The 18,680-nt window shown below is 68.1% G+C and carries 12 protein-coding genes; 8 read left to right on the top strand and 4 right to left on the bottom strand.

Annotated elements, in window-relative coordinates; translation table 11 throughout:
• Positions 1 to 10 precede the first annotated feature (10 nt).
• Together AC1Q5B_RS02310 and AC1Q5B_RS02305 are read right to left on the bottom strand one after the other, a co-directional pair.
• Positions 11 to 922, bottom strand: a complete 912-nt coding sequence (locus AC1Q5B_RS02310) for an EamA family transporter (RefSeq protein WP_492630127.1) — start codon at positions 920 to 922, stop codon at positions 11 to 13.
• Positions 919 to 3,003 carry a glycoside hydrolase family 36 protein gene (locus AC1Q5B_RS02305; protein WP_492630126.1) on the bottom strand — a complete coding sequence of 695 codons (2,085 nt, stop codon included), beginning with the start codon at positions 3,001 to 3,003 and terminating at the stop codon, positions 919 to 921. Before AC1Q5B_RS02305 ends, AC1Q5B_RS02310 begins: the two co-directional genes overlap by 4 nt.
• A gap of 113 nt (positions 3,004 to 3,116) precedes the next feature.
• Between AC1Q5B_RS02305 and AC1Q5B_RS02300 the strand changes: the two genes are divergently transcribed.
• A complete protein-coding gene (locus AC1Q5B_RS02300; protein WP_492630125.1) occupies positions 3,117 to 4,211 on the top strand; it encodes an amidohydrolase family protein in 1,095 nt (364 codons plus the stop codon).
• Here AC1Q5B_RS02300 and AC1Q5B_RS02295 read toward each other — a convergent pair.
• A complete protein-coding gene (locus AC1Q5B_RS02295; protein WP_492630124.1) occupies positions 4,208 to 4,996 on the bottom strand; it encodes a DeoR/GlpR family DNA-binding transcription regulator in 789 nt (262 codons plus the stop codon). The genes AC1Q5B_RS02300 and AC1Q5B_RS02295 overlap by 4 nt on opposite strands.
• 133 nt (positions 4,997 to 5,129) lie before the next feature.
• Between AC1Q5B_RS02295 and AC1Q5B_RS02290 the strand changes: the two genes are divergently transcribed.
• Positions 5,130 to 8,009: a TonB-dependent receptor gene (locus AC1Q5B_RS02290; RefSeq protein WP_492630123.1), complete on the top strand. Its 2,880-nt coding sequence runs from the start codon at positions 5,130 to 5,132 to the stop codon at positions 8,007 to 8,009.
• 51 nt (positions 8,010 to 8,060) lie between these two features.
• Here AC1Q5B_RS02290 and AC1Q5B_RS02285 read toward each other — a convergent pair whose 3' ends face one another.
• Positions 8,061 to 8,780, bottom strand: a complete 720-nt coding sequence (locus AC1Q5B_RS02285) for a helix-turn-helix domain-containing protein (protein WP_492630122.1) — start codon at positions 8,778 to 8,780, stop codon at positions 8,061 to 8,063.
• A gap of 239 nt (positions 8,781 to 9,019) precedes the next feature.
• Between AC1Q5B_RS02285 and AC1Q5B_RS02280 the strand changes: the two genes are divergently transcribed.
• From AC1Q5B_RS02280 to AC1Q5B_RS02255, 6 genes are all read left to right on the top strand, one after another.
• Positions 9,020 to 11,044, top strand: coding sequence for a serine hydrolase domain-containing protein (locus AC1Q5B_RS02280; protein WP_492630121.1), 2,025 nt, complete (start codon positions 9,020 to 9,022; stop codon positions 11,042 to 11,044).
• Positions 11,045 to 11,110: 66 nt separating this feature from the next.
• Complete coding sequence (locus AC1Q5B_RS02275; RefSeq protein ID WP_492630120.1) at positions 11,111 to 12,112, top strand: dipeptide epimerase; 1,002 nt, start codon at positions 11,111 to 11,113, stop codon at positions 12,110 to 12,112.
• Entirely contained in the window at positions 12,109 to 13,389 is a 1,281-nt protein-coding gene (locus AC1Q5B_RS02270) for a peptide MFS transporter (RefSeq protein ID WP_492630119.1), read from the top strand. The genes AC1Q5B_RS02275 and AC1Q5B_RS02270 overlap by 4 nt, the downstream gene beginning before the upstream one ends.
• Before the next feature lie 18 nt (positions 13,390 to 13,407).
• Positions 13,408 to 15,105 (top strand): N-acyl-D-amino-acid deacylase family protein, encoded by a 1,698-nt coding sequence (locus AC1Q5B_RS02265; RefSeq protein WP_492630118.1) that lies wholly within the window; start codon positions 13,408 to 13,410, stop codon positions 15,103 to 15,105.
• Between the two features lie 134 nt (positions 15,106 to 15,239).
• Positions 15,240 to 17,564, top strand: a complete 2,325-nt coding sequence (locus tag AC1Q5B_RS02260; RefSeq protein ID WP_492630117.1) for a TonB-dependent receptor — start codon at positions 15,240 to 15,242, stop codon at positions 17,562 to 17,564.
• Positions 17,565 to 17,624: 60 nt separating this feature from the next.
• A complete protein-coding gene (locus AC1Q5B_RS02255) occupies positions 17,625 to 18,677 on the top strand; it encodes an N-acetyltransferase DgcN family protein (RefSeq protein ID WP_492630116.1) in 1,053 nt (350 codons plus the stop codon).
• Positions 18,678 to 18,680 lie beyond the last annotated feature (3 nt).

The following is an 18,680-nucleotide window of genomic DNA, read 5'->3' as shown; positions in this document are numbered from 1 at the left end:
TCAGGTCCGGTCAGGCGTCTTGCGGTGCGGGCGTGCGTTCGGGCTCCAGCACCAGCAGCAGCGACGCCACCAGTGCCAGCACCAGGCCGACGATCTTCAGCGGGCCGGGCACCACGCTGGCGAATACCAGCGACAGCACCGCGGTCACCAGCGGCGCGCCGGCGTTGGTCAACGGCGCGACCACGATCGCCTTGCCGTAGCGGAAGGCATAGACCAGCGTCAGCGCGCCGACGGCGTTCAGCACCTGGATCGCCGCGGTCATCCAGGGACCGTCCAGGCCGGTGTTGATCGGCTGGGTCCAGTCGGTCATCGCCCACGCGACCGGCGCCAGCAGCAGCGCGCCGACCATCATGTAGAAGAAGATGCTTTCGGCGCTCACCGTGTGGTTGGCGAGCTTCATGAAGTACGCCTGCACGCCCCACGCGGCCATGATCAGCAGCGCTAGGGCGAACCAGCCCAGGCCTTGCGTACCGCCCCCGCCGAACGACAGGTCCAGCAGCGGCAGCGCGATCAGTGCCAGCACGATGCCGGCCGCCCCCATCCAGCCGGTGCGCTCGCGCAACAGCGCGAACGACAGCACGATGGTGATGACGGGCGACAGCGAGATGATCGGGAAGATGAAGTACGCCGGCCCGATCGTCAGTGCCTTGAACAGCAGCATCTGCCCGCCCGCGCCGAGCAGGCCGATCGCCAGCCCGTAGGCGATGGCGCGCGGCGAACGGTCCAGCTGCCAGTCCGCGCGCCACAGGATGAACAGCGCCGGTGGCACCATCGTCAGTGCCCACACGCAATACACCAGCGTGTCGGGGAAGCCGCGCTGCGCGGACAGGCCGGCCAGTGCGCCCCAGACGCCCCACAACGCGACCGTGGTCAGCGCATAGGCCAGCCAGCGGCGACGCGGCCCCGTCTCGGTCGCGCTCATGCGCTGGCCTCCGGCGTGGCCTGCAGCAGCAGGAAGCGGGTGAAGCCGGCGCGCAGCGTATTGGCCTTGGCGTCCACGCTGCCGAGGTCGGTGCCGTTGAACAGGTCGCGTACGCGATAGCGACCTTCACCCAGTCCTCGCAGTTCCAGCGTGCCGTTCCAGTCCTTCGCGTAGAAGGCGTAGTACATCGCTCCGTCCTTGGCGATGGCGTGCGTCTCCGGCGCGTCGAAGCCGATGTCGTACAGCTCGCCCCGGTAGTCGCCGAGCGGCAGCATGTGCTCGCGATACAGCGCGACCCACTTCTTCCACAGCAGCTCCTTCTCCGGCGTCAGCACGTAGCCGCCCTCGGGCAGCGGTGCGGTCGGGTTGTCGGTGTCGCGCGGCCAGGTGAACTTGGACGAGATCACCGCACCGATGCCGACGCTGGAGGCGAAATCGTCGCGCCCATCGGCCAGTTCCACGTGGTCGCCGGCGTAACTGCTGCCGCGGCCCATCAGCGCCTTGACGCTCTTGCCCTTGCTGCGCACCTGCCAGGACGACAGCGGGTCGGACGACGGGAACTGGTCCGTCGCCGGCAGGTTGTGGAAGGCGAACGCGGTGCCGCACGGGCACAGCTCGATCACGGCGTCCGGATTGATATCGTGCGCGGCCTTGTAGATCGCGTTCCAGAAGTCGGGCAGTTTCTCGCAGGAATCGTTCGGGCTGGCGTGCTTGTGCGCCGGGTTGTAGCAGGGCGCGACGGCGTTGAGGTGCTGGCCGTCGAGCTTGATGCCCTCGAAGCCCCAGTCGCCGATCGCCTTCTTCACCAGCGCGACGTAGTAATCGATGGTCGGCTGGTAGGCCGGGCACTGGGTCAGCGCATTCCACCAGCTCACCTTCTGGAACGAGCCGTATTCGTCCAGCAGCAGCATGTCGCTGTGCTTGTAGAGCACTTCGCTGCCCGGATCGGCAGCCAGCGGCGCCAGCCACAGGCGCGGGCGCAGGCCTTCGGCGCGCACCGCTTTCACGAACGCGCGCATGTCGGCGTCGCCGCGCGGGAACTTCTTCCGATCGATCTGCCAGTCGCCTTCGTTGGTCTGCCAGCCGTCGTCGAGCACGGCCCACTGGAAGCCGACCTCGCGCACCTTCGGCAGCGTGGCGAGGATCTGCGCGACGGTGAAGTCGCGTTCGTAGCCCCACGCGCACCAGGTGGATTCGAACGCGGACGCCGGCGCCTGCGGCGCGGCGATGCCTTCGGCCTTCATGAACTCGCGATACAGCGCCAGCGGCGCGAAGTGGTCGCCCGTGTGCGCGCACACGAAGGTGCGCTCCGTGGACAGGGCCTGCCCGGGCGCGAGGGTGACGGCCTGCACGCCTTCCACGGCGATGCTGGCGCCCTTGCCGGTCTTGCGGACGGGGAGATCGAGGGTGCGCGGCACGGGTTCGACGTGGCCGACCGCCAGGCCGACATCGCGGCGCCAGATATTGGCGACCGGCGTACCGCCGCCGTAGTCCGAAGCATCCATGCCCAGCGTGTTGCGCTGGTCGAAGTCGGCGTCGAGCGGCTGTACCCAGTCGCGCCGGTCTTCGTGGGTGGTGCCGGAGAAGCTCCAGAAGCCGCCCGGCGCATCGGCCAGTTCGTGCGCCGCCGAGCGCCAGCCCGCCACTTCGACCGGCTGCGTGCCGGCGTTGCGGTAGCGCACCTGCATCAGCGCCAGGCCGGGCGAGCGCTCGAAGAACGTCACCGCCACCTGCTTCTCGATGCCCTGCTTGGACGTGCCGGTAAACACATGCCGCAGGCCGGCGCCGTGGCGCGCATCGTCCACCGCCTGCCGCTCCTCGCCACGGAAGGCGAAGGCATCGATGGCGCCGCCGTCCTTCAGCAGCAACACTTCGCTGGCCTGGAAAGGCGTCAGCGTCCTGCCCCTGTAGGCGACACGGGTGCGCATCGCGCGGTCGAACTGCAGCGACAGCAGGGCATCCTGTGCCGTCATGGCGGCGCTGCCGGCCGCCAGGGCGCGGCCCGGCGTCCAGGGCAGGGCGGCCAGGGCAGCGCTGCCGACGGCAAGCTTCAAGACGGTGCGGCGACCAATCGGTGGCATGGGCGGGCATTCCGGTTGAGATGCAACCGATTGTGCGCGACCCCGGCGAGTTGATGCAACACTTTTGTTGCGATATGTTTCGTTTAATGTTTCGTTACGGTACGGGTGGCGCAATGAGCAAGGCATGGCGGCGGGTGATCGCGGCAGTCGCATTGGGGTGGGCCGTCAGCGGGATGGCGAGACCGCCCGCCGCGTCCTACGGGATGGACGATTTCGCGCGGGTGCCGAAGTTCGATGCGCACGTGCATGCCAACGCCGACCATCCCGCGTTCCTCGAACAGGCGCGGGCGGACGGCTTCGAGCTGATGTCGATCAACGTCGACTATCCGGACTTCCCGAGCATCGCCGACCAGCACGCCGCAGTCCTCGCGCTGGCCAAGGCCGATCCCGCGCGGCTGCATTGGGCGACGACGTTCTCGATGGACGGCTTCGGGAAGCCCGGCTGGGCCGACCGCGTCAACGCCGGCCTCGCCGAGGCGAAATCCGAAGGCGCGCGCGCGGTGAAGATCTGGAAGAACGTCGGCATGATCGAGAAGGATGCGGACGGCCGCCTGATCATGCTCGACCATCCCGGCCTGTCGCCGGTGGCCGAGCGGGTGCGCTCGCTGGACCTGGTGCTGATCGGCCACCAGGGCGAGCCGCACAACTGCTGGCTGCCGCTGGAGCAGATGACGACGGACAACGATCGCGAGTACTTCCGCAACCATCCGCAGTACCACATGTACCTGCATCCGGACCAGCCCAGCTACGACGACCAGATCGCCACGCGCGACCGTTTCGTGGCGGCGCATCCGGGACTGCGTTTCGTCGGTGCGCACATGGGCAGCTTGGAGTACGACGTCGACCGGCTGGGCGCGTTCCTCGATCGCTTTCCCGATGCCACCGTCGATCTCGCCGCGCGCATGAGCCAGGTGCAGTACCAGTCGCTGCGCGACCGGGAGAAGGTGCGCGCGTTCTTCATCCGCTACCAGGACCGACTGCTGTACGGCACCGACCTGACCGTCAATCCCGATAGCGATCCGGCCGAGTTCCGCGCAGCCGCGCACGCGGTCTGGACCGCGGATTGGCGCTACCTGGCGACGGCGGAAAGCCAGCGCGTCGACACGCTCGATGCCGACGTGCCCGGCCTGGCGCTGCCGCGCGAGGTGATCGACAAGGTGTACTACCGCAACGCGGTGCGCGTGTTCGGCACGGCGCCGCGCGACTAGGCGAGGATGAGCTCGAAGCCCAGCTGTTCGCTGGCCTGGACGATGGCTTCGGGCGCGCCGCGGTCGGTGATCAGCACGTTGAGGTCGCCCACCGGCACGATGCGGTGCAGGCAGATCTTGCCGAACTTGGAGCTGTCGGTGATCGCGACCACCACGCGCGCGGCTTCGACCATCTTGCGGTTGAGCATGGCCTCGGGCTCGTAATGCGTGGTGATGCCGCGCTCCAGGTCCAGGCCGTCCACGCCGAGGAACAGCATGTCGACGTGCAGGGCGTCGAGCGCTTCGACCGTCAGTCCGCCGTAGAAGGCCATGTTCTTGCGGCGCAGTTCGCCGCCGAGCATGACGATGTTGATGTTGGTCTTCGGGGCGAGCGCGCCGAGGACGCCGAAATCGTTGGTGACCACGGTCACCTCGATGTTCGGCAGCGACTCGGCCAACTGGATGGCGGTGGTGCCGGAGTCGATGGCGATGGTATCGCCGGCCTTGACCAGCGCGGCCGCGCGCTGGCCGATGCGGCGCTTCTCGTCGAGGTGGGAGGTGCGCTTGGCCTCGTAGTGCGGCTCGGCGGGCGCGCCGGTGCCGGTACCCACCACGCTGCTGTCGATGGCGCCGCCGTAGGCGCGCGCCATCACGCCGCGCTCGGCCAGGTAACGCAGATCCTTGCGTACCGTCTGCATGCTGACCCCGAACCGGCGGGCGAGCGTGGCCACCTGGACGCTGCCGTGCTGGCGCACGAGCTCGCTGATCTGCAGGCGGCGTTGGCTGGTATCACGGGTGGCAGACATGGGACCTCCTTGTAGCGCGAACAGTATGGATTATTTCGTTACATTTCACTATTGATACAAAACGAAACATACTATAGGCTCGGTTTCGTTTGGTTGCGTACCCCATTTGCCACCTTCTTGTGAGGAGAGACCCATGAAGATCGCGCAGCTGCACCGGAACTTGCTCTTTTGTAGTGTGGCCCTGGCTTTGAGCGCGCCGGTCGGCGCGCTGGCCCAGCAGGCGCAGGAGGCCGATACCCCGGCCCAGGCGCAGGCGGGCCAGGAAAGCCAGGGCGAACCGTCCACCCTGGACACCATCGTGGTCACGGGCGTGCGCGGGAGCCTGGCGCGCGCGATCGAGCTGAAGCGCGAAGCCGGCACGGTGCAGGATTCCATCAGCGCACTGGAGCTGGGCAAGTTCCCGGACGACAACGTCGCCGACTCGCTCAGCCACATCACCGGCGTCTCCATCTCCCGCACCGCGGGTGGCGAAGGCCAGAAGGTCAGCGTGCGCGGCCTGGGTCCGGAGTACACGCTCACCACGTTCAATGGCCGCATCCTCGCCACCGACGGTGCGGGCCGCGATTTCGCCTACGACGTGCTGCCGGCCGACGTGATCAGCGGCGCCGATGTGGTCAAGGGCGCGCAGGCCTCGCTGTCGGAAGGCGCCATCGGCGGCCTGATCAACCTGCGCTCGGCCAGTCCGTTCGACCAGGACGGGCAGCAGGGCGTCATCCGCCTCGAGGGCGACCGCAACCAGATGTCCGAACTCGACGGGCACAAGGTCTCCGCGACCTACAGCAACCTGTTCGCCGACAACACGCTGGGCGTGCTGCTCGGCGTGGTGTACGGCAAGCGCAAGGACCGTACCGACATCGCCGGCAACGACGGCGGCTGGAGCCGCAACGCGGACCCGAACGACGAAAGCTGGCTTTGGGGCAACACCTGGGGCGGCGCCATCGACCCCAACGGCAACGGCATCCTGGACGAAGACGAGTACGGCCTGATCGCGCCCGGCCAGTTCCGCGTCGGTTCGATCCTGGAGGAGAAGAAGCGCCGCGCGCTGTCGGCGAAGATCGAATGGCGCCCGAGCAACAGCTTCAAGCTGACGCTGGACGGGTTGAAGACCCGCCTCGACTCGCCGCAGGTCGGCTACCAGCAGTCGTACTACCCGTTGTTCGCGCCGAGCCGCTGGTCCGACATGACCATCCAGAACGGCATCGTCACCGGCTTCACGATGGACAACCCGGATCCGGAAATGCGCCTGAATCCGGAACTGCTCAACATGACCGAGCACCGGGTGGTCGACACCGACCTCTACGGCGCCAATGCCGAGTGGAAGGTCAGCGACGACCTGACGCTGACCGGCGATGTCTACCGTTCGACCTCCAAGCGCTACTCCGGCGGACAGGACACCTACGTCGTCCTGCGCATGAACCAGCCCAACGTCGCCCGCATCGAGCTGAGCGGCGGCGCCGTGCCCAATGTCACCGCCGTCTTCGACGACGGACGCCAGCTGGCGAACGGCCTGGCCAACGGGCAGTTCGGCGGATCGGACTTCAATACCCATTACATGGAGCTGCGCGGCGACAACATCGTCGACGAGATCACCGGCGGCACCGTGGGGGGCAAGTGGTTCGTGGGCCGGTTCGCCATGGACGACCTGCATTTCGGCATCACCGCGACCGACCGCAAGAAGTCGCGCGACCTGATCAACAACACGCTCAACGGCGGCGCCGATTACTACTCCGGCAACAATGCGATCAACGTCGGTGCACTGGGCGGCAACGTGCTGTCGCACTCCTTCACGCTGCCGAACTTCATGCGCGGCGTGAACGCGGACTTCCCGCGCACCTTCCTCGCGTTCGACGTGCCGAACTATCTCAACCAGCTGGCCGCCTACAACGGCAACGCGCGTCCGGGTGGCGGCACCTACGATTTCGCCAACGCGGCGCCGCAGTGGAACCCGCTGGAAAGCTACCGCGTCAGCGAGGACACCAAGGCTGCCTACCTGCAGGCGGATTTCTCCGGTGAGCGGTGGAGCGCCGATGTCGGCGTGCGCTTCGTCAAGACGCGTACCACTTCGGAAGCCTGGGACGCGCCGATCCTCAGCATCACCGAGAACGGCGCGTTCAACTACACCGCCGACTATGCCGATCCCACGCCGATCCGCCAGGACGGCGACTACAGCTACGTGCTGCCGGCCGGCAACTTCACCTGGCGCTTCACCGACGACCTGCAGTTGCGCCTGGGGGCGGCCAAGACGATGGCGCGTCCGCCGGTGGACAAGCTGGCGCCGACCAACACCACCGCCAGCGTCTCGTGGGGCGAGTTCACCCAGATCTACGGCGGCAACGTCGACCTGAAGCCGTACGAAGCCAAGCAGGGCGACGTGTCGCTGGAGTGGTACTTCAGCGAGAACTCGATCTTCAACGTGGCGGTGTTCTACAAGCGCATCGAGAACCAGCTGACCACCAGCTGGGAGCCGGGCCAGGACATCGGCGTCGGTCCGATCCTGCGGCCGGACGGCACGCCGATCGGGACCGAGCCGACCCTGTTCAACGTGATGCGTCCGATCAACGGCGACTACGCCAAGGTCCGCGGCATCGAGGCCGGCCTGCAGCACTTCTGGGAAAACGGCTTCGGCTTCCGCGCGCAGTACACGCGCAACTGGTCCAAGAGCTTCGTCGGCGACCAGGAGCGTCCGCTGGAAGGCATCGCGCCGTCGGTCTATTCGCTGGGCCTGATGTACGAGAAGGGGCCGTGGTCGCTGGGCGCCACCGCCGACCGCACCGATGGCTTCGTCACCGCCATCAACGTGCTGGGCGAGGGCTACAACGAACAGGCCGATGCGATCACCTGGCTGACCGCGCACGTGTCCTACCGCTTCAACGACCGCTTCAGCCTGTCGCTGGAAGGACGGAACCTGCTCGACGAAGCGCAGACCTACAGCATCAACGGCAATCCGCTGCTGTCGCAGGGCTACTACCGGTACGGCCGTGGGGTGAACCTGGGCCTGAGCTACCGCTTCTGATCGGGCGGGCGCCGGAACGGACGAGGGCTCCCATCGGGAGCCCTCTGTCTTTCAGGCCTTCTTCTTCGCGGCCGTTTTCCGGCGCGGCGTCTTCGCCGCCGTCGCGGCGGGCGGCGAAAGTCGCGTGGCCTTGCGTTGCTGCGCGGCGCTCTCTTCCCCGTGCAGCGTCATCAGCGATTCCAGGAGCTGTTCGTCCGAGCTCGAGCAGACGCCGAGCAGCAGGACTTCGTCGCAGCCTTCGGCGGCGATGTAGGCGTGGCCCATGTTCGAGTCGATGTAGACCGACTGGCCGGTCTCCAGCACGATCGGGTCGTAGAACTCGGTGTGGACCTCCATCCGGCCTTCCAGGACGTGGATGTATTCCTCGCCGGAATGGTGGACCAGCGCGCCGAACTCCTCGATCGTCTTCGCCCGCACGCGGGTGAGCACCGGGATCATGCGTTTGCGGCGCAGCTCGGGGCACAGGTAGTAGTAGTCGTAGTTGGGCGTGGTGACCCGGATCGCGTCCTCGATCCGGCCGATGCTGCGGCGTGCGGTCACCGGCGGCTCGACCGCTTCCACGTCCTCGGCGAACAGCTCGGACATGCGCAGCTGCAGGCGCTGCGCGAGTTGCAGCAGCTTGTCGTAGGTGAGGGTCAGGCGATCGTGCTCGACCTTGGACAGCGTCGACAGCGGAATGCCGGCATGTTCGCTCATCTGCTTGAGCGTCCAGCCCTTGCGGGCGCGCAGCGAGCGCAGCAGGCCGCCGATGGTGGGGTGTTGTGACGTCATCCTTGCGGGATCTCCTGGGACCCGTGCGCTTCTGCTGGCGTATCCAGACGGCGGCATGATCGCCTTCCGGAATGGTCGCTGCAAAGAGCGACCGCCCGGACGACCCTCCCGATCCCAACCTCCGGCACGGGTTGACAATTCTCTGATTAGGATCATTATCGCCGAATCAGGATATGTCCCGCCAGCCTGTCTGCAGGCCAGGACCCTCCGTTCCATCGCTTCAGCCGGGAGATCGTTCGATGCGTTCGATTCAACAGATCCTGTGCGGCGCCGTGTTGGCCGCGCTCGTGGCCGTGCCGCTGCTGGCGCAGGACGCCGTCTCGCCCGCCGCCGTGCCGCCTGCGCCGGTTGCCGCAACGCCGGCGGTGCCCGACAGCACCGCGCCGGTCGCGACGACCGTGCCTGCGGGGACGCCGGCGCTCACGCGGGAAGACGTGGGTGCGTGGCTCGACGGGTTCATGCCCTACGCCCTAGCCAACGGCGACATCGCCGGCGCCGTGGTGGTGGTGGTGAAGGACGGTCAGGTGCTGGCGCAGAAGGGCTACGGCTACGCCGACCTGGCCACGCGCGCGCCGGTCGTGCCCGAGGCCACGCTGTTCCGGCCCGGCTCGGTGTCCAAGCTGTTCACGTGGACCGCGGTGATGCAGCTCGTGCAGGCCGGCAAGCTGGATCTCGACGCCGACGTCAACCAGTACATCGACTTCAAGATTCCCGCCCGCGACGGCAAGCCGGTCACGCTGCGCCAGATCATGACGCATACCACCGGCATGGAAGAGCAGATCCGCGGCCTGATCACGTTCCGCCAGGACGAGATCACCCCGCTCGGCGATGCGCTGAAGCACTGGACGCCGGAACGCATCCACGTGCCGGGCGCCACGCCGGCGTATTCGAACTACGCCACCGCGCTGGCCGGCTATATCGTCGAACGCGTTTCGGGCCAGTCCTTCGACGACTACCTCGACGCGCACATCTTCAAACCGCTGGGCATGGAGCACGCCAGCTTCCGCCAGCCGCTGCCCCCAGCGCTGCTCGCCGGCATGTCTAAGGGGTACGCCAAGGCCTCCGACGGCGAAGCCAAGGACTACGAGTTCATCAGTCTCGCGCCGGCAGGCAGCCTGGCCGCCACCGGCACGGACATGGCGAAGTTCATGATCGCCCATCTGCAGGATGGCGCCTTCGGCGAGGCGCGCATCCTCGATGCGGCGACGGCGGAAAAGATGCATTCGACCGGACAGGCGTCGGTCGGTCCGCTGAACCGCATGATGCTGGGCTTCTACGAGACCTCGGTGAACGGACATCGCGCCATTTCCCATGGCGGCGACACCCAGTGGTTCCACAGCGACCTGCAGCTGTTCCTCGATGACGGCATCGGTCTGTTCGTGTCGATGAACAGCTCGGGCCGCGACGGTGCGACCGGCCACATCCGCTACGCCCTGTCGCGCGGCTTCGCGGACCGCTACCTGCCCGGCACGCCGGCCAGGCCCGCGGGCGTGTCGAAGGAAGATGCCCAGCGGCATGCGGCGCAGCTCGCCGGCACCTACACCAGCAGCCGCCGCCCCGACAGCAACTTCGTGTCGCTGGCCAACCTGCTGGGACCGATCAAGGTGGTCGCCAACGAAGACGGCACCATCAGCGTGACCGCCGCCATGGGCGCCGGTGGCGCACCGAAGAAGTGGCGCGAAATCGCCCCGTACCTGTGGCAGGACACCAGCAGCACGGACCGCCTGGCTGCCGACGTGGCCGATGGCAAGGTCACACGGTTCAGCATGGAGCCGTACGCGCCGATCATGGTGTTCGAACGTCTGTCCACATGGCGCGCGCTGTCGATGCCGCTGCTGGTCGCCAGCCTGGCGGTCGTGCTGCTGACCGTCATCGCCTGGCCGGTATCGGCGCTGGTGCGCCGCTACTACGGCGTGCGTTATGCGCTGGTCGGGACCGACGCGCGCGCGCACCGCCTGGCGCGCATCGGTGCGCTGCTGTCGCTGCTGGCGACGTCGGCGGCGCTGGGTCTGGTGGTCGGCATGCTGAGCAAGCTGGAGATGACCAGCCCGAGTACCGATGGCCTGATCATCGCGATGCGCCTGTTCGCCACCGTCGCGTTGCCGCTCGGTGCGGGTCTCGCGGTCTGGAACGCGTGGCAGGTGCTGCGTGGCCGCCGCAAGTGGCTGGCGAAGCTGTGGGCGCTGCTGCTGGCGCTGGCCTGTCTGTTCCTGCTGTGGATCGGCGTCGCCCATCACATCATCGGGTTCGGCGCGAACTACTGATCCGCCACGGCCGGCGATGCCCGTCGCCGGCCGTCCCCTGCGTCCTTTTCCCCGCACGAGGCCGGCGTGTCCCTTCGACTGGAACTGCACAACGAACCCCTGCCGATGTCGGCGCCCTTCCGCATCGCCGGCCACGTGTTCGAGGCGATGCCGGCCACCGTGGTGACGCTGCGCGACGGCGATCGCATCGGGCGTGGCGAAGCGGCGGGCGTCTATTACAACGACGACCATCCGGACACGATGATCGCCACACTGGAAGCATTGCGTCCCCGCATCGAAGCCGGCATCGATCGCGCATCGCTGCGCGGCGTGCTGCCTCCCGGCGGCGCGCGCAATGCGCTCGACTGCGCGTTGTGGGAACTCGAGGCGCAGCGTGCCGGCGTGCCGGTGTGGCAGCTGGCGGGGCTCGACGGCATCCGCCCTCTGCTGACCACGTTCACCGTCGGCGCCGACACGCCGGAGGCGATGGCCGACAAGGCGGCGGCGTACACCCGGGCGCGTGCGCTGAAGCTCAAGCTGACCGGCGACGCCGTGCTGGATGCGGCGCGCGTACAGGCGGTGCGCGCGCGCTGTCCGGATGCGTGGCTCGGCGTGGACGCGAACCAGGGCTACGACGCGGCGACGCTGCCGGCGCTGCTGCCCGCGCTGGTCGACGCACGCGTGTCGCTGCTGGAGCAGCCGTGCCGGCGCGGCCATGAGGACGACCTGGACGGCGTCGCGCGTCCGCTGCCGTTCGCGGCCGATGAAAGCATCCTCGATCTCGCCGAACTGGAAGCACGGCACCACCGCTTCGACGTGGTCAACATCAAGCTCGACAAGTGTGGGGGACTGACCGAAGGCCTGATGATGGCGCGGCGCGCGCGCGCGCTCGGCAAGCAGGTGATGGTCGGCAACATGTGCGGCACCAGCCTGGCCGCTGCGCCCGCATTCGTGCTGGGGCAGTTCTGCGACATCGTCGATCTCGACGGTCCCACCTTCCTGGTGCAGGACCGCACGCCCTCGGTGCGCTACGACGACGGCTACATCCACTGCGGCGACGAAGTGTGGGGGCCGCAGGCCGCCGCATGAATGCGAACGCCGGCATGACGGACAAGACCTGGTTCGGCCAGCCGCGCGGACTGACCATCCTGTTCCTGACCAACATGTGGGAGCTGTTCTCCTACTACGGCATGCGCACGCTGCTGGTCTACTACATGACCAAGCAACTGCTGTTCGGGCAGGAGAAGGCGTCCTTCATCTACGGCACCTACACCGCGATGGCGTACTTCACGCCGATCATCGGCGGCGCGATCGCCGATCGCTGGCTCGGCAAGCGCAACGCGGTGATCCTCGGCGGCACGATCATGGCCTTCGGCCATTTCGTGATGGCGTTCGAGCCCATGTTCTACGTGGCGCTGGCGACCATCGCGCTCGGCAACGGCCTGTTCCTGCCCAGCCTGCCCAGCCAGATCAACGATCTCTATGCTGCCGACGATCCGCGTCGCGGCCGCGCCTACAACGTGTACTACGTCGGCCTCAACATCGGCGGCTTCCTCGCGCCGCTGGTGTGCGGCACGCTGGGCGAACTGTACGGCTGGCACTACGGCTTCGGTGCGGCAGGCATCGGCATGTTCCTGGGGCTGACGATCTACGTCTTCGGCCGGCAGTACCTGCCGCCGGAACCGGTGCGCCTGGCGCCCGCAGCGGCGCCGGCCGCAAACGCGGGCACGCGCGGTGCGCAGGCCTACACGGTGTGGTGGTTGCTGCTCGGCGTCGGCATCGCGGCGACGATCTTCCGCGGCGCGTACGAGCAGGTCGGCAACACGTTGCCGCTGCTGATCGATACCGGCGTGGACCGCGTGGTCGCCGGTTTCTCCATCCCGATGACGTGGTTCCAGTCGCTCAACCCGTTGCTGGTGATCAGCATGACGCCGCTGTTGCTGCTGCACTGGCGGCGCCGCGCCGATGCCGGGCACGATACGTCGCCTGCGCTGAAGATGGCGATCGGCGCGCTGATCGTCGCTGCGGCCTACGCCATGCTGGCGGCGTTGAGCGCCTGGGCCGGGGATGCACGGATCGGCTGGGGATGGCTGGTGCTGTTCTTCGTCGTGCTCACGCTCGGGGAGCTGTACATCCTGCCGACGGGCCTGGGCCTGTTCGCGAAGCTGGCGCCGCCGCGGCTGGGCGCGACGACCGTGGCGTCCTGGTTCCTCGCCGTCTTCAGCGGCAGCCTGTTGGCCGGCCTGGTCGGCACGCTGTGGTCGAAGACCAGCCACGCCGGCTTCTTCCTGATGCTCGCGGGGCTGGCCATCGTCGCCGCGATCCTGCTGTGGCGGCTGGACCGCCCGATCCGCTCACTGCACTGACCCGACGGAGATCCGCCCATGCCGCGCCTCAAGCCCGCCCTCCTTTTCCTCGCGCTGTGCGCCAGCGGTCCGGCCATGGCGGCACCCGCCGAACGCTACGACCTGCTGATCCGCAATGGCGTGGTCTACGACGGCAGCGGCGGCGCGCCGCGACGCGTCGACGTCGCCGTGCGTGGGGACCGCGTCGTGGCGCTGTTGCCGGCCGGACAGCAGGCCGATGCCACGCAGGTGCTGGATGCCAAGGGCATGGCGGTGGCGCCCGGCTTCATCAACGTGCTGAGCTGGGCGACCGAATCCCTGATCGCCGACGGCCGTGGCGTCAGCGATACCAAGCAGGGCGTGACGCTGGAAATCTTCGGCGAAGGGTGGTCGATGGGACCGGTCAACCCGCGCATGAAGGCGGACGCGCTGAAGCAGCAGGTCGATATCCGCTACGACATTCCGTGGACGACGCTGGGGGGTTATCTGGAACACCTGCAGCAGCGCGGCGTCACCCCCAATGTCGCTTCGTTCGTCGGCGCGACGACGGTGCGCATCCATGAACTCGGCGAAGACGACGTCGATCCCACCCCCGAACAGCTGGCGCGCATGCAGGAGGTGGTGCGGCAGGCGATGCGCGAGGGCGCGCTGGGGGTGGGCAGTTCGCTGATCTATCCGCCGGCCGCATTCGCCGACACCAGTGAACTGATCGCGCTGGCGAAGGCCGCCGGCGAATCCGGGGGCGGCTACATTTCGCACATGCGCAGCGAAGCGGACCGTTTCCTCGAAGCGGTCGACGAGACCATCTCGATCGCCCGCGCCACCGGACAGCGCGCCGAGGCCTACCACCTGAAGGCGGCGGGCGAAAAGAACTGGCCCAAGATGCAGCAGGCGATCGACCGGATCGCGGCGGCGCGTGCCGAAGGCCTGCAGGTCAGCGCCGACATGTACGTCTATACGGCCGGCGCGACCGGGCTGACCGCCAGCCTGCCGCCCTGGGTGCAGGCCGGCGGGCACGACGCGATGATCCAGCGCCTGAAGGATCCCGCCACCCGCGCGCGCGTCATCGCCGAGATGCGCGATCCCGACGCTCCCTGGGAAAACCTGCGCCTGCTGGCCGGTTCGGACGAGCGGTTGCTGCTGATCGAGTTCAAGAGCGAGGCGCTGAAGCCGCTCGGCGGCAAGACCCTGGCGGCGATCGCGCGCGCGCGCGGCACGTCGCCGGAAGACACGGCGATCGACCTGATCATCGAGGATGACCACCGCATCGGCACCGCGTATTTCCTCATGAGCGAGGAGAACATCGAGCTCGGCCTGAAGCAGCCGTGGGTCAGCCTGGGCTCGGACGCGGAATCGTCCGCGCCGGAGGGCGTGTTCCTGAAGTCCAGCACGCATCCGCGCGCCTACGGCAATGTCGCGCGCTTCCTCGGGCACTACGTGCGCGACCGCAAGCTGATGCCGCTGGAAGAAGGCATCCATCGCCTGACCGGCCTGCCGGCAGCGAACTGGAAGTTGAAGGATCGCGGCTGCCTGCAGGCAGGCTGTTACGCCGACGTCGTCGTCTTCGATCCGGCCACCATCGCCGATCACGCGACCTACGATCGGCCCCAGCAGTACGCCAGCGGGGTCAGCGACGTGTTCGTCAACGGCGTGCAGGTGCTGCGCGCGGGCGAGCACACCGGCGCGACGCCGGGCCGCGTCGTCCGCGGGCCGGGCTGGGTGCCGGCGGCAGACTAGATTCGGAGCAATAATTTTCCGTATGTGTTGACAATTCTCAGATTGGGATCATTATCGCCAATCAGGATAGTCATCATCTGCCGGATCCGATCCGGTGCCACCCCTCCGATCCAACGTCGCCCGGGAGCGCAGGCATGACCCAGTTCCAGTCCGCACGGCCGTGGTACCGCAAGCAACTCTCCTTGGCGATCGCCGGCGCGCTGGCCTGTTGCGCCGCCCCGGCGCTGGCGCAGGACGCCGCCGAAGACGAGGCGTCCGCGACCAATCTCGACACCGTGGTCGTGACCGCCAACAAGCGCGTGGAGAACATCCGCGAGGTGGCCGCGTCGATCAGCGTGATCGGCGAGCGGCAACTGGAGAACATCGGCGCCGTCTCGCTGTCCGACTACGCGGCCTACATTCCCGGCCTGCAGGTGCAGAACGACGGCAGCCCGGGCCTGACCCGCGTTTCGCTGCGCGGCGTGGCGGCGCTGTCCTCGGGCGCCACGGTATCCACCTACATCGACGACGTCCCGGTCGGCTCCAGCGGCATCTACCAGGGCGCAAGCACGCTGATGCTCGACCTGCTGCCGTACGACATCAGCCGCGTCGAAGTGCTGCGGGGGCCGCAGGGCACGCTGTACGGTGCCGGCGCCGTGGGCGGCCTGCTCAAGTACGTCACGCGCGCGCCTGACCTGTTCGGCGAGGAAGCGCGCGTGGGCTTGGGACTGCGGTCCGTGCAGGACGGCGGACAGGCCTGGAACGCCCGCTTCGGCGCCAGCCTGCCGCTCAAGCAAGACCGACTGGGCCTGCGCATGAGCTTCGCGCGCAACGGCATCGCCGGGTTCACCGACAATGCGGTGGATGGACGCGAGGACATCAACAAGGGCGAGCAGATCGGCGCGCGCACCGCGCTGTCGTGGGACGGCGACGCGTTCGATCTCGGGTTGTCGGTGCTGCACCAGCGCATCCGCAGCGACGACCGCGCCGGCGTGGCGCTGGATGGCGATACCCTGGCGCCGTTGTTCGGCGACGACGTCGACCTGGCGTGGCAGCCGCGGCCGTTCTCCAAGGATCTGACGCTGGCGTCGCTGAGCCTCGACTGGGACCTGGGCTGGGGCAACTTCATTTCGGCGACCGGCTGGTCGCAGACCGATACGATCGACCAGATCGACTCGACCGTGCAGTTCGGCGAAGTGGCGGACCTGCTGTTGGGGCTGCCGGAACCCGGCAGTTCCTTCGTGCGCTACCGCTACGACATGGACAAGATCACCCAGGAGTTCCGCCTGCAATCGAAGGGCGGCGGCACGTTCGAATGGATGGTCGGCGCGTTCTACACCAAGGAGGATGCGCAGCAGAGCCAGTTCGCATGGCTGGGGCAGCGCGACGGTACGGCGCTGCCGGCGCCGTTCGACGCCATGTTCGGCACGCTGGCGATCATCAACCTGCCGAGTACGTACAAGGAATACGCGCTTTTCGCCAACGGTTCGTGGCGGTTCGGCGAGCGCTTCAAGATCGACGCCGGCCTGCGCCAGGCGCGCAACGATCAATGGTTCAGCCAGAACGTGCCGGCGGGCATCCTGGCGCCGATCGGCGAGTCGCCGGGCGAATCCAGCGAGGACGTATTCACCTGGAGCCTGAGTCCGCAGTTCACCCTGTCCGAGAACGTCATGCTGTACGGGCGCGTCGCGACCGGTTACCAGCCGGGCGGCCCGAACGTCGCGCTGCCGGGCGTACCGCCGCAGGTGGATTCCTCGATGCTCGACAGCTACGAGATCGGCATGAAGTCGCAGTTCGCCGATCGTCGGGTGACCCTGGATGTGTCCGTGTTCCGGATCGACTGGGAGGACATCCAGGTGGCGTCGTCGTTCAATGGCATCGGCGGGCTCGTCAACGGCGGCAAGGCGAGCAGCGAAGGCATCGAGCTTTCATCGCAGTTCCGCATCACCGACGCGCTGACGCTGGGGCTCAACGGCGCGTACACCGATGCCACCATCAAGAACGATTTCGAGCCGACGGTGATCCCGCAGGGCGCGTTCGACGTGATCCTGTGGACGGGCCTCGCCGGCGACCGCATGCCCTACACGCCGAAGCAGTCGTGGACGGCGACGGCGGAGTACGCCTTCTCCGTAGGCGGCCTCAACGGACAGGTGGGCGGTGCACTGCGCTGGGTCGACGACCGCCTCAACGACACCACCGAACGCCAGCGCATCACGGCGGCGGGTGACCCGGATACGCTGCTCGCGCCGGACGACATCACCGCGCCGCTGGAACTGGACAGCTACCACGCGCTCGACCTGTACGCCGGCATCGGCAAGGGCAACTGGGAACTGCGCGCCTATGCCAGCAACGTCACCGGCGAGAAAGCGTGGTCGACGCTGACGCCGATGGACGGTGCGCTCTCGGGCGCCAGGTCGCATGTCACCGGCGTGCCGATCCAGCCGCGCACCTTCGGACTGGAACTCGACATCCGCTTCTGACCGCACGCCACCCGCGGCCGGCGGGTGGCGATCGTCTCTTCCGCGCTCCGGACACCGCACATGCAGACCGCTCTTCCTGCGTCGTCCGACGTCGACGCACTGCCGCAGCCGTACCTGCTGTTCCTCGGCGATACCGTCGAGCCGGGCTACGCGAAGACCGCGTTCGGCCTGCGCGACTGGGCGCGCGAACGCTGCGTCGGCGAATTCGCCTGCGACACCGCGCGCGTCACCACCGGATTGCCGGCGATGTCGCCGACGCAGGCGCGCCAGGCGGGCGCTCGCGCGATGGTCATCGGGGTGGCCAATCCCGGTGGGCGCATTCCGCCCGCCTGGATTCCGCCGCTGGTGCAGGCACTGGACGCGGGACTGGACCTGATCGGTGGCATGCACATGCGGCTGTCGGCCATCGCGCCGTTGCGCGACGCCGCGCGCGCGCTCGGGCGGCAGTTGCTCGACGTGCGCGAACCGCCGGCGAACATTCCGGTGGCCACCGGCGCCAAGCGCAGCGGGCATCGCCTGCTGACCGTCGGCACGGACTGCGCGCTCGGCAAGAAGTACACCGCGCTGGCGCTGGCGCGTTCGTTCCGCGCACGCGGCGTCGACGCCGACTTCCGCGCCACCGGGCAGACCGGCATCCTGATCGCCGGCGCCGGCATACCAATGGATGCGGTGGTGGCGGACTTCGCCGCGGGCGCCGCCGAGGTGCTGTCGCCGGCGGCGGATCCTTCGCACTGGGACGTGATCGAGGGGCAGGGATCCCTTTCGCATCCCGCGTACGCCGGCGTGTCGCTGGCGCTGCTGCACGGCAGCCAGCCGGACGTGATCGTGGTCTGCCACGCGCATGGCCGCGAGCGCGTGCTCGGCTACCCGCACTATCCGCTGCCGTCGCTGGAAGAGACCATCGCGCTCGCCCTGACGCTGGGTGCCCGCACCAATCCCGCGATCCGTTGCGCCGGCGTCAGCCTCAACACCTCCGGCCTCGACGCCGACGCGGCGCAGCGCGTGCTGGCGGCGACGGCGGAACGGCTGGGCCTGCCCGTCGCCGATCCGATCCGCGGTGGCGACGCGTTCACCGCGCTGGTCGACGCCTGCCTCGCCCGTGGCGTACGTTGAGCC

This window comes from Pseudoxanthomonas sp. GW835-FHT14C01, from assembly GCF_058793715.1.
The sequence above is the reverse complement of the archived record's forward strand: the minus strand, read 5'-3'. Positions and strand labels throughout refer to the sequence as shown.